At 43.5% G+C, this 12,002-nt stretch carries 9 protein-coding genes and 1 pseudogene; 4 read left to right on the top strand and 6 right to left on the bottom strand.

The window, feature by feature from the left end:
• Window positions 1–406: 406 nt before the first annotated feature.
• The 6 genes from EI162_RS11505 to gmk all read right to left on the bottom strand — a co-directional run bounded on the left by EI162_RS11505 (window position 407) and on the right by gmk (window position 8,367).
• A complete protein-coding gene (locus tag EI162_RS11505) occupies window positions 407–1,597 on the bottom strand; it encodes a cation diffusion facilitator family transporter (protein WP_192524484.1) in 1,191 nt (396 codons plus the stop codon).
• Between the two features lie 116 nt (window positions 1,598–1,713).
• Window positions 1,714–4,077 (bottom strand): primosomal protein N', encoded by a 2,364-nt coding sequence (locus EI162_RS11500; RefSeq protein WP_192524483.1) that lies wholly within the window; start codon window positions 4,075–4,077, stop codon window positions 1,714–1,716.
• 62 nt (window positions 4,078–4,139) lie between these two features.
• Window positions 4,140–4,520 (bottom strand): RidA family protein, encoded by a 381-nt coding sequence (locus EI162_RS11495; protein WP_192524482.1) that lies wholly within the window; start codon window positions 4,518–4,520, stop codon window positions 4,140–4,142.
• A gap of 166 nt (window positions 4,521–4,686) precedes the next feature.
• Window positions 4,687–6,885, bottom strand: a complete 2,199-nt coding sequence (locus EI162_RS11490; RefSeq protein WP_192524481.1) for a RelA/SpoT family protein — start codon at window positions 6,883–6,885, stop codon at window positions 4,687–4,689.
• Between the two features lie 421 nt (window positions 6,886–7,306).
• Complete coding sequence (gene rpoZ / locus EI162_RS11485) at window positions 7,307–7,567, bottom strand: DNA-directed RNA polymerase subunit omega (protein WP_192524480.1); 261 nt, start codon at window positions 7,565–7,567, stop codon at window positions 7,307–7,309.
• 173 nt (window positions 7,568–7,740) lie between these two features.
• On the bottom strand, window positions 7,741–8,367 hold the full coding sequence (gmk, locus tag EI162_RS11480; RefSeq protein WP_192524479.1) for a guanylate kinase: 627 nt from the start codon (window positions 8,365–8,367) through the stop codon (window positions 7,741–7,743).
• A 314-nt stretch (window positions 8,368–8,681) separates the two neighbouring features.
• On the opposite strand from gmk, the gene ispH reads away from it, so the two are divergent.
• The 4 genes and pseudogenes from ispH to EI162_RS11460 all read left to right on the top strand — a co-directional run.
• Window positions 8,682–9,638: a 4-hydroxy-3-methylbut-2-enyl diphosphate reductase gene (gene ispH, locus EI162_RS11475; RefSeq protein ID WP_192524478.1), complete on the top strand. Its 957-nt coding sequence runs from the start codon at window positions 8,682–8,684 to the stop codon at window positions 9,636–9,638.
• A gap of 43 nt (window positions 9,639–9,681) precedes the next feature.
• A complete protein-coding gene (locus EI162_RS11470; RefSeq protein WP_192524477.1) occupies window positions 9,682–9,927 on the top strand; it encodes a hypothetical protein in 246 nt (81 codons plus the stop codon).
• Between the two features lie 34 nt (window positions 9,928–9,961).
• On the top strand, window positions 9,962–10,777 hold the full coding sequence (locus EI162_RS11465; RefSeq protein WP_192524476.1) for a thioesterase family protein: 816 nt from the start codon (window positions 9,962–9,964) through the stop codon (window positions 10,775–10,777).
• Window positions 10,778–11,254: 477 nt separating this feature from the next.
• Window positions 11,255–11,947, top strand: a pseudogene (locus tag EI162_RS11460) (catalase); the annotation flags it as partial.
• Between the last annotated feature and the right edge of the window lie 55 nt (window positions 11,948–12,002).

Here is a 12,002-nt window from a genome sequence, read left to right as displayed (position 1 = left end):
AATTATTTTATGATATTTGTCCTGGCCATAACAGTTTTATTTTGAACTGACTATATTACAAAATCATTTCTTATAAATAAGCGTTTAGCATTTTTAACCAAATATCATGAAAGGCGTTACTCATTGAAAGTTTTTATTAGAATAATATTGAGAGTTATTGGCGCAGGAGTAGGGCTGATACTTGGGTTGTGGTTGGTTATGGCCTCAAATATGGGGCCTGCTTATCTGCCGCAAGTGATGGATGGTGCCTTAGATTTCTGGATTAGAATAAGTCTATTGGGGGTAGGTCTTGGTATTTGGATAAGCACAGTAGTGTGGTTACTGTGGCTTATAGTATGCTATTTCTATGATTTGGTTAGGCCTGACCCATAATTGATGAGGTTTAGATTTATTATTACCTTATATTTTAATGATTGTGCCCGATATGACTATTGCCCTCAACAGCTTGCTCTGAGATATCACAAACTAGGGCATCACTATGGGTATTGGTTTGCGGATGCGAGGAGCTTTCGACTTGAATCGTGGCATGGTGAATGCCAAGCTCAAGCAGGCTTTGTTCCAGACTGGCAATCAATAAGCTTGATTCGTGGATACTCATTTCACCATCGACCACCACATGGCAAGATAAGGCGTTTAAACCACTGGTAATACTCCAAACATGCAGGTCATGAACTTGCTGCACCTGTGGGTGGGCAAGCAGTTTTTCTTCAACATTGACCAAAGATATGCCTTCTGGCGTACCTTCCATTAAGATATGTACGGAATCACGCACCACGCGGTAACCGCTAAACATGATAAGTATTGCAACAATCACTGATGCTGCCGCATCCGCCCATACCCAACCAAAACTCATCATCAATAGCGCGGCTACAATAGCCGCAACCGAACCCATTAAATCACTCAATACATGCAAGTAGGCACTTTGCATATTGAGATTAACAGGCTGTTTGTTATCCGATGCGTCGCTTGTTAATTTGGCATCATTCGCCTCATGTTTATCTTTATGTGAACCATGATTATGTCCATCGCCACTACGGCTGCCGCGATGCATCAGCCAAGCGACCAAGATATTGACCAGCATGCCGATAGTGGCAACGATGAGCATACCTTGGCTGGCAATCTCTGGCGGTGAATTAAAACGTTTAATCGCCTCATAAAAAATCATTAAAGCAATAATAACCAGCGTCGCACCATTGACGGTCGCGACCAATATCTCAAAACGTTTGTAGCCATAGGTTTTTTGATGGGTGGCTGCTTTTTCGCCGATTTTAAATGCCATCAAGGTAGCGCCAAGTGCGATCGCGTCACTTAGCATATGACCTGCATCGGACAGTAGGGCTAAACTGCCCGTCAATAAGCCTCCAATGGCTTCGACAAACATATAGCCAGTAATAATCAGAAAGCTAAACAATAAGGTGCGTTGATAGCCTTTGGTATCTCGCGGAGCGACTGTTTGTTCTAAATGTTCGTCATGGTCATGATGGGTGTCTGAAGAGTAGTTGTTTTCCTCGTTTTTCTGAACGTGTTGATGCCTATTAGCCGAATCATTCTGCTGAGAAAGGCTGTTTTTTTTAGGTTCTTGATGGTTCTGATTCATAGCAACACTCAGGATGATAGAAAGTGAAATTGACTTTTATAATGGCATTAAACACTGTGAAATGACATATCTCATTCTTAGGGTTTACTTAGCGTTTAATAACTGATCATTAAGAGTTACCAACCGACAGGGTCAATATCTAACGTTAGCTTAAGGTATTTAGCGCTTGGCAGAGCAAGTACGGGTTGCCACCATTGGCTTAATACTTGGTGTAATTGCTGTCGATTCTTACCTAGCAGCAAAAGCTGGGCGTGGTAGCGGCTGTTCTTTTTGCTCATTGGTGCATCGATAGGGCCAAGCACGGCCAAATTATGGCCATTTGGTAGATTAGCAATCGCATCTTTTAGCGCTTGGGTAGTGGCGGCAAGAGTTTTGCCTTCACAGCGTATCAGTGCAGCATGGCTATGAGGAGGTAGCCCCATCATCCTGCGTTCTTGCAGCAATTCGCGAGCAAACGACAGATAACCATCCTTGACCAGCTTTAATAATAATTCATTATCGGGTTGCAACGTTTGAATCAGTACGCGACCTGCCTTGTCTCCCCGTCCTGCACGTCCCGCCACTTGAATCATCAATTGGGCAGTATGTTCAGGCGAGCGAAAGTCAGCGGATAAAAAGCCGCGATCAGCGTTGGGTAAGCAAACCAGCGTGACATTGGGAAAATGATGACCTTTGGCGACCATTTGCGTGCCGACTAATATGGCAGGCGTGCCTTCATTGATACGCTGATAAATATTTTCCCAGCTGTCTTTACGCCTAGTGGTATCGCGATCGATTTGAATAATAGGATACAGCTCTTTACTGGTTTGCGGGTTGGCAAAAATTGCATGCAAGTTTTCGCTGAGCCTTGTGGTACCCATACCTTTGGCATCGAGATTTTGACTGCCACAATCAGGGCAAGCCGTCGGAATATAAGCCTGCCAGTCACAATGATGACATTTTAAATAAGAGTTGCTTGAATAACTGCTCCGCTGAGCTTGGCTGCCATAGTGAACGGTTAAATGCGCATCACAGCGCGGGCAATCTGCCTGCCAACCGCAAGCCTCGCATAATAACACTGGCGCATAGCCGCGACGATTTAAGAATATCAATACCTGATCACCGGCTTCTAGGGTTTGTCGTATCGCCCCGATAAGTGCATCGGTCAGCCCTGTATCATAGCGCGTGCCATTGTCCGTCGTTTGCTGATGGGTGCTTTGCAAGCGTGCATCGATGAGCTGTATGGTTGCAGGCTTTGCATTACCGGGGCGAGTTTGTAATTGACACTCCACCAGCTTACCATCATCGATCAGTTTTAGATGCTCAAGAGACGGGGTGGCGGTGCCAAGCACAACTGGAATATTATATTGCAGGCCTCGGTAAAGCGCGACATCAGCAGCATGATAACGCAGCGTATCTTGCTGCTTGTAAGAGCCATCATGCGCTTCATCAACGACGATGAGCCCTAAGTTTGCAAATGGATAGAGCACTGCTGAGCGCGTACCGATAATGACTTGTGCATGACCAGTGCGGCAATCTTGCCAGCCCTGTAAGCGGTGGGTATTATTCATACCTGAATGTAATAAGACAATATTAGCGGCAAAGCGACTGGCAAACCGCGCGCGTGTTTGCGGTGTCAGTCCAATTTCGGGCACTAGAATTAACACTTGCTTGCCAGCTTCCAATACCGCCTGCATCGCCTGTAGGTAGACTTCGGTCTTACCACTGCCGGTAATGCCATTTAATAAAAACCCTGTATAAGACTCAGATTTATGCGCGGTAACAATAGCCTCAACGGCAAGTTGTTGCTCCTCGTTGAGGTCAAGCGGCATTGTGGCGAGTTTAACAGGGGCTGGCGCTTGCTTTATCTGAATATAGCGCTCAATTAGCCCTTTATCTTCTAGTGTCTTTAAAAAGGTGCGCTGCAACCCTTCTAAAAGCAGTACATCTTCACTCGCGCCGTGTTCACCATGCAGTTTTAACATATCGAACTGCTGTTTTTGCTTTTTTGCATTGGCACGAAAGTCGTCATCAGTGATATGAGGCAAAATTCGCCAATGGGTAATAAGTAAATCTAGCGGTTTGCCCTGACGCACTAAGCTTGGCAAGATAACGGCTAAGACATCGCCGAGAGGATAGTGATAATAACGCGCCAGCCAATGAGCCAGCTTTAACATACTGGCACCTAGAATTGGCTCAGCATCTAAGCATTTATTAATAGGTTTGAGTTTGTTGCGGGGTACGCTACTCTCAGTTTCAGCAATATGAGCGACGACGATACCGATTAACGTTTGGCGACCGAACGATACTTCGACGCGGCTGCCAATTTGCGGTGGCTGTATTGATGTGTCATTCGACAAAGTATTGATATCTGCCGGTAAACTATAATCAAATACCCGATAAAGGGGTACGGGCAACGCAACTTGTACCAACATAAAAGGGCTTCGCAGAATGATTAAGGTAAGATGAAATAAACAGATAGAAACCAATAAGCTTAGCATGATGCTAAGCTTATTATTCTTCAACTTAAAATATTAATATTTACGCAACATCTATAATAGACTTATTCAATATACAAAATAGACTCAATCTCAACCACACCGCCTTTAGGCAATGCTGCTACTTGAACAGCAGCACGAGCAGGATATGGCTCGCTTAAATTGGCCATGAATACTTCGTTTAATGCTGCAAAGTCATTTAAGTCGGTCAATGAGACATTAAATTTAACCACATTCTTCAAGCTACCACCAGCCGCTTCACAGATGGCTTTAATGTTTTCAAATACTTGCTTGGCTTGTGCGTCAAAACCCTCTCTTAACTCCATAGTTTCAGGGTCGAAGCCCAGCTGACCTGAGATATAAACAGTATTACCAACTTTGACGGCTTGTGAATAAGTGCCAACGGCTGCGGGTGCTTTATCAGTTTGAATGGTTTGACGGCTCATATTATATCCTTGTAGTATTTTTGGTGTTTGATGTGCTGACTCTACTTGCTAAGAGGTTAGCAGAAGACTTTAATGCTATTAAAGTTTTATAAAGCTAAAAATTAAATATCCCTGCTTTCACATAATATTTAAGCAGCAGAGACTTTCACGCTTATTCTAACTGAGTTTATAGCTGATATAAACGGATGATATTTGGGAAGCCAAGTAACGAGCGTAGTTCACGAATACCTTTAGCCAGATGATTGCGACTACGAACCACAATATGGATGATCGTATCACTGCTACGCACGTCAACCGTTTCTACCCCCATATTTAACTGGCGCAGATGGTAAATGACCTCACTAATTTGTTCATCACTGAGGGCAATTGACAGCTTTAAATAAGCAGGAAAACGAATTTTGCCGCTGTTTTTTATATCGTTCTCGCCAGCTTCACCTTGTTTGACCGCATTGTCATTGCGCCAACGCAGTTGGATGACTTGATAGGGGTTGTCTTTACGAATCTCGTCTAGTGAGAAGCATTTATGTCGATGGACGACCAGACCGTGGCGGGATAAATGGCCAACGATAGGGTCGCCATAGATAGGGTGACAGCAGTTAGCAAAGTCTAGCTCGACCCCAGAAGTATTCACTATCAGCTGTTGTGGCTGGGTCATGTCATTGCTGTGCTCTTGTGCTTGTAAATCACTGACTTCATCGCTGAACAAGCGTGTCACTATCAGCTGTGGTAGTAGCGTACCAGAGCTTATTTGCTCAAATAGTGCTTCTTTTTCGGTTAGGCCGCGCCATTCGATGAGGTTTTTCCAATCACTATCCGTTAAGTCATCGAGACTTTTTTGATAGGTTTTTAGCGCGCGATCTAGGGCTTGACTGCCGTGATGCTGTTTATCAGCAGTTGATAAGTCTTTAAACCAACGCAGAATCTCTTCACGTGCCTTGTTGGTCACTACAAACCCAAGCCATTCCGCTTTTGGCTCTGAGTGGCTGTTGACTTCGATTTCAACCAATTGACCATTTTTGACCACGGTACCAAGTTTTGCAGGTTTGCCGTCGACACTGGCACCGACCGCGACGTTACCGACCATAGGGCCGACAGCATAAGCAAAGTCTAGCGCAGTAGCCCCTTGTGATAGCTCATAGGCACGGCCTTGCGGGCTGTAGCAAATGATTTTGCTAGAATGTAGATAATCCATTAACTCATTAATGGTAGAGACCGCCGCTGAAAAATCGGGGCTATTTTCATTTAAGCTGTCTTCATCGACCAAGTCTTTCATATTACGTAGTGAGGCTTGAATAACCGACTGGCTAACATCGGAAGCGTGTTCTGCACCAATGACACCAAGCCTTGCCGCGCTTTGCATTTGCTTGGTTAAAATCGTGACTTTGACAAAATCATTATCACGCTCATAGATAAGCGTGAGCGACTGATTGCCGCCAGGTAGTGGCCGGCGAATATTATCAGCGATATGACTGTCATCTATCTGATATTTTTTAATCAAATAATAAGCCAGTTTGTCACAAGCTTCGATGTTATCGAGGACGATTTCAAACGCATAATGGCGGAGCAGCGCATTAATTTCCCCACGATTACGGAAGAATTGACGAAAGATAACCACGCGATTATCTAAGACTTTCACCATGCCATTAAGGTGAAGGTTATTCAAAACAATGCTTAAATAGCGATGGATGGCTTCTCTTTGAAAATTACGCCCAAGCCCGTGTTGTAGCAGCTTATCAGAGATTTTGTTATACATCTCAGAATCAAGGTTACGATAACAGAGCACTTCAATATAATCGGCAATATCATTAAGTCCCATCAGCCGCGCAAATGGCACATAAAAATCTAGTGTCTCTTGAGCGGTGGTGCGCTGTTTTTCGGGGCGTACAGCGTCAAGCGTCGACATATTATGTAGTCGATCGGCAAGCTTAATAATTAATACCCGCGGGTCAGCAAGCGTGGCTGTTAGAATTTTATGAAAAGTAGCGGCTTTATTTTCTTGTTTGTTATGCGTCGATGATTTCAGTTTGGTCACACCGTCGACCAGTCTGGCTACTACTTTGCCGTAACGCTGTTCAATCTGTTCGTCACTGACATCAGTATCTTCAACCGTATCATGTAAAATAGCAGCAATAACGGTATCTCGATCCAAGCGAAAGCCAGCTAGTATTTCGGCGACCGCAATCGGATGGGTGGTATAAGGCTCCCCTGATTTACGCTTATCTTTAATATGCGCTTTATCACCGAACTCGCAGGCATCAACAATATCACGACGTTCGGCAGCAGTGAGATAACCGACTGAACGGAGTAAATTATATTGAGCGTCATCGACCAGATGATGACTGAGCTTGGGTAAGGTTTGACTCATAAAGTGACGATCCTGTGTTCCACTAGCTAGCTACTTGACCACTTATAACGATAAGATAAATGGTGACTGAATAGATGCTGATCTACTATTGAAGGGGGATTAAGAGCAAAAATTGGGTAGATCACCCTCTAATTAATCGTAAATTGCATTCAATGTCAACTGCTAAGCGCGCAGGCGCTATAAAATTTTGGAAATTTTAACTCAACGGTAGGTTTTGAGATATAAATGGCGACTAAAACCGTCAATTCAATATCATTATAACTAAAAAAACCACAGCATAGGCTGTGGTCTCTATCGTCAGTCAATATAACAGTCAGTATAACTTTGACCTAAAAGTAGTGTTCAGCTTCAATATAATAAACTCTATCCAAGCGGTTTATTAGAAATTAATTATTAGAAGCTATGTGTTAGAAACTATGTGTTAGAAACTATGATCGCCTGACAAAGCCAAATCTAATGAGCTCGTTGCAAAATTATGCTCTGGCTGGTTTAAAATATCACGGGTGATTTTACCAGCAGCAATTTCACGTAATGCCAATACCGTTGGCTTGTCGTTATCGACATCAACCATAGGCTCAGCGATACCTTTGGCTAACTGACGGGCGCGTTTGCTTGCGACCAAAACCAGCTCAAAGCGATTATCAACATTATCCAAACAATCTTCAATCGTCACTCGTGCCATAAATAGCTACCTCGGTTGTTTTTATTAGCGACGGAACTTGCCCGCCACTCAATAAAAATAATATCAAAAATATAAAGGGGGATAGCGACATATTATAGCATTTTTTGCTCAGTCGCGTAGTTGCTTTTTATATCTAACGCTTAATTGAGCCATAATGTCTTTTGGCACACCGCTTACTCTTCTGTTTTAGCATGTAGCAAGTTGGTAATCGTGCGATGATAACGCTGCTGTTGACGACTTAAGGTCTGTCTATCTGCCACGATGATGGCTTTTAATTCCGTCAAAGCGACTTCAAAATTATCATTAATAATGACAAAATCAAAATGTACGTATTGCGCCATTTCAGTCACTGCACCAGCCAAACGTTGCTCGATGACCTCGATAGTATCTTGCCCACGCGTCGATAAGCGTTGACGTAAGGTGGCAAGACTTGGCGGTAAAATAAAAACCATCGTCGCTTCAGTAAATATTTTTTTGACTTGTAGTGCACCCTGCCAATCAATCTCTAAAATCACATCGACACCTGCGTCCAGCTGCGCCCGCACGCTTTGTTCTGAGGTGCCATAATAATTATTAAACACCTCAGCGTGTTCTAAAAATTGACCAGCACCGATAGCTGTCACAAAGCTATCGACATCGGTAAAATGATAGTGATGGCCGTCAATCTCGCCTGGACGCGGCGCTCGGGTAGTGTGTGAGATACTGACGGTCAAGTCATTGGTCGTGGCAAGTAGCTGCTTTACCAGTGAGGTCTTGCCCGTACCTGAAGCGGCAGTGATAATAAATAATGAACCTGTCATACAGTTTGTCCTAAAGGCTGGTAAAAATAAAAAATACCATCATGTATGGTAGTAGAAATCGTAATCGATACCTCATTATAAACTGCTTTAAAAGCAAATTATGCTAAAGTAGGGTATCGATTTTATCCCAACTTTTGAATTAAAGCTTTTGATCCCAATATTTTGTATGGTTGATTCAATATAATTTGGATACAAGGAAGGCGAGTGCAAGTACTACAACTGGTAGACTAAGCGAGCCTGACACCGTATCCGATTGATATAGGATTGGCTATATCTAAGCTTTGATTGTAAATTATCTAATGATAGGCCTTCTTATGCAAATTTATCTTGCCAATCCACGTGGGTTTTGTGCTGGTGTGGATCGCGCGATTGCGATTGTCAACGAAGCATTGACACGTTTTGAGCCACCCATTTATGTTCGTCATGAAGTGGTCCATAACAAGTTTGTGGTTTCTGATTTGGCCAATCGCGGCGCGGTATTTGTCGAAGAGCTGCATGAAGTGCCCGATGGTTCGATTGTTATTTTCTCCGCTCATGGCGTCTCAAAAGCTGTTGAAGATGAGGCAGAACGCCGTGATTTAACGGTGTTTGATGCCACTTGTCCTTTGGTGACTAAAGTACATATCGAAGTCGCTAAGTTTGCGCAAGATGGAATGGATGCGGTATTGATTGGACATGCTGGGCACCCTGAAGTAGAAGGTACGATGGGGCGCTTTAACCGTCGTCATGGTGGGCAGATACATTTGGTCGAAAACGAAGCCGATGTTGAAGTATTGAACGTACAAAATGCGGAGCATTTGGCCTTTGTCACGCAAACCACTTTATCCATGGATGACACCGCGCGCGTCATCGATGCCCTGCGTGAAAAGTTCCCCAGCATTCAAGGTCCGCGTAAAGACGATATCTGTTATGCCACCCAAAACCGCCAAGACGCGGTAAAAGATTTAGCCAGCCGCTGTGAAGTAGTGTTAGTAGTCGGTTCGCCAAACTCATCAAACTCCAATCGTCTGCGCGAGCTAGCAGAGCGTATGAATTGCCGTGCCTATTTAATCGACAATGCTAATGAAATGAACAGCAGTTGGTTAGACGGGGTGCAGAGTATTGGTGTAACGGCTGGCGCGTCAGCGCCTGAAGTGCTGATTCAAGAAGTGCTACAACAGCTACAGGATTGGGGCGGTGAATTGCCGAGCGAGCTGTCAGGGATTGAAGAAAATGTAACTTTTAGTCTGCCCAAAGCATTGCGGATTCCAGTAACCCAAGTTGGCAAGTAAGAATAAGCGTGCTTTGTACAGCGCATTAATTAGGTAAAGCCGAATGAAAAAACAGAAAAAAAGATTTGTACTGGCAGAGGCCACTGTTGATGAGATTAATAAACAATTGAAAGTCAATATGTTTGTGATTGTAGTGTTGGTATTCATGCTTTTTCTTAATATAGTGCAATTTATGAACAGTTACAGTCTTTTAATAGGTGGGCTCATTATTGTTGGGGTTATTCTATTATTTGTAATGGCTAAGAGCCGTACATTGCTTAATATGAGAAAGCAAACGCTTACCCAGTAAACGATAACAAGTACACAATAAAAAAAGGATAGTTATGTCAGCTTATTACAACTTTATAAAACGCGAACAACAAGAAGATGGCAGTAGCGTAGCGCACTATCAGCCCACCCAACATGCACAAGGCGCGTGGAATGAGCATGAGCAACATATGGCGCCAGCGACAGGCATACTCACCGCTGAGTTAAAAGGTTTTGTGCCACAAGCGAACATGCGCATTGCGCGTATTAGCCTAGATATTTTAGGGTTGATACCGCTTGATGATTTCACGATTACCACGCGCTGTATTCGTCCGGGTAAGACCATTGAGCTGATTGAGGCAGTCATGAGTAGTCGTGGCCGCGACGCCATTATTGCTCGTGCTTGGCGACTGATGACCCAAGATACCAGCGCGATTGCGGGGCTTGAGGATAAAAAATCCGTATATAAACCTGAAGATTTGCCAGCTTGGGAGGATATGAAAGGCTGGCCAGGCGGTTTTATTGAAAGCGTGCGTTTTGTGGCAGAACCAAACCGCCGCTCAGGTTGCGGTATGGTATGGGTAACCAATGATGTCGACATGATAGAAGGCGAGCCTACCGATGATATGGTACATCTATTGGGCATGGCTGATACCGCTAATGGCATCGTGCCACGCGTCGGTCTTGGTTTATCAAACTTAGAATGGATGTTCCCTAATACCGATTTGCAAATTCATATGCATCGTGCACCACAAGGGCGTTGGCTAGGTATTGAAGCCGTACAACAATACGGCGCTGATGGAATAGGGTTGACCAGTGCCGTATTGCATGATGAGCATGGACCTTTTGGTCGCAGTGAGCAGATTTTAACCATCCGTCCGATGCCGCGTTAATGCTAAGACCTATTGAGTAGGCAGCTCTTATTGTACTATCAAAATTGTCTTATCAAAAACCACCCTATGAATAAAACCTATAGTCAGTGAGAAGTAATATCGCTATATCACGTACTGCAGGTACCGTTTTTTCTTGCTTGCTGTGCCTACGCAGACAGAGGCTGCAAAAAAACTATACCCGCAGTATCGTAGCGTTTTTAAAGTATTTTAACTATATGTGGATAAGTTGAAAAACTAGTAATTCTGAAAAACAAAACGAAAGCATGTGATTAATTTATTATACAAATTGATGCTAATCAGTTGTAATAGCAATCAACAAGGCAACGATATTGCACTGACAGGTTATTATGCATAAAAACAGCCGTTTTTCAGAAAAAATGACAACTATTCTGGAGCTATTAATAGAAGCGTATTCAGAATAGAATTTATACTTTAATCCATTTGTTATTCAAAGGAGTATGATTTATGAGCAATGATATGAGCGATAAAAAATGTCCTTACGCACCGACCCAATTAACGATGGGAAATGGCGCACCAGTTGCCGATAATCAAAATAGTCTCACCGCCGGCAAGCGTGGACCATTATTGGCGCAAGATATTTGGCTTAATGAAAAACTAGGTAATTTCGTTCGTGAAGTGATTCCAGAACGCCGTATGCATGCCAAAGGCTCAGGTGCATTCGGTACGTTTACCGTGACTCATGATATTAGCAAATATACCCGCGCTGATATCTTTAATGAAGTGGGTAAGCAGACTGAAATGTTTGCGCGCTTTAGTACAGTAGCGGGCGAGCGCGGTGCTGCTGATGCCGAGCGTGATATTCGCGGTTTTGCGCTAAAGTTTTATACCGAAGAAGGTAACTGGGATATGGTGGGTAATAATACGCCGGTGTTCTTTTTACGTGACCCACGCAAATTCCCAGATTTGAACAAAGCGGTCAAACGTGATCCACGTACCAATATGCGCTCGGCGACCAATAACTGGGATTTTTGGACTTTGCTGCCAGAAGCATTCCATCAAGTGACCATCGTCATGAGTGATCGCGGTATTCCTGCCTCATTTAGAAATATGCATGGCTTTGGTTCACATACTTATAGCTTTTGGAATACAGATAATGAGCGTTTTTGGGTCAAATTCCATTTCCGTACTCAACAAGGTATTAAAAACTTAGGCTGTGTTTTAATAATGTGTTGATTAATTTAATGATAGAATAATGGTGTTATAG

The organism is Psychrobacter sp. FME6, from assembly GCF_014861365.1.
Classification (GTDB): domain Bacteria; phylum Pseudomonadota; class Gammaproteobacteria; order Pseudomonadales; family Moraxellaceae; genus Psychrobacter.
Note: the sequence above shows the minus strand (reverse complement) of the source record. Positions and strands in the feature narration are given on the sequence as shown.

Coding starts and splice junctions, on each gene's coding strand:
- EI162_RS11505 (WP_192524484.1), bottom strand. CDS start 1,597: ATGAATCAGAACCATCAAGAACCTAAAAAAAACAGCCTTTCTCAGCAG.
- EI162_RS11500 (WP_192524483.1), bottom strand. CDS start 4,077: ATGCTAAGCTTATTGGTTTCTATCTGTTTATTTCATCTTACCTTAATC.
- EI162_RS11495 (WP_192524482.1), bottom strand. CDS start 4,520: ATGAGCCGTCAAACCATTCAAACTGATAAAGCACCCGCAGCCGTTGGC.
- EI162_RS11490 (WP_192524481.1), bottom strand. CDS start 6,885: ATGAGTCAAACCTTACCCAAGCTCAGTCATCATCTGGTCGATGACGCT.
- rpoZ (WP_192524480.1), bottom strand. CDS start 7,567: ATGGCACGAGTGACGATTGAAGATTGTTTGGATAATGTTGATAATCGC.
- gmk (WP_192524479.1), bottom strand. CDS start 8,367: ATGACAGGTTCATTATTTATTATCACTGCCGCTTCAGGTACGGGCAAG.
- ispH (WP_192524478.1), top strand. CDS start 8,682: ATGCAAATTTATCTTGCCAATCCACGTGGGTTTTGTGCTGGTGTGGAT.
- EI162_RS11470 (WP_192524477.1), top strand. CDS start 9,682: ATGAAAAAACAGAAAAAAAGATTTGTACTGGCAGAGGCCACTGTTGAT.
- EI162_RS11465 (WP_192524476.1), top strand. CDS start 9,962: ATGTCAGCTTATTACAACTTTATAAAACGCGAACAACAAGAAGATGGC.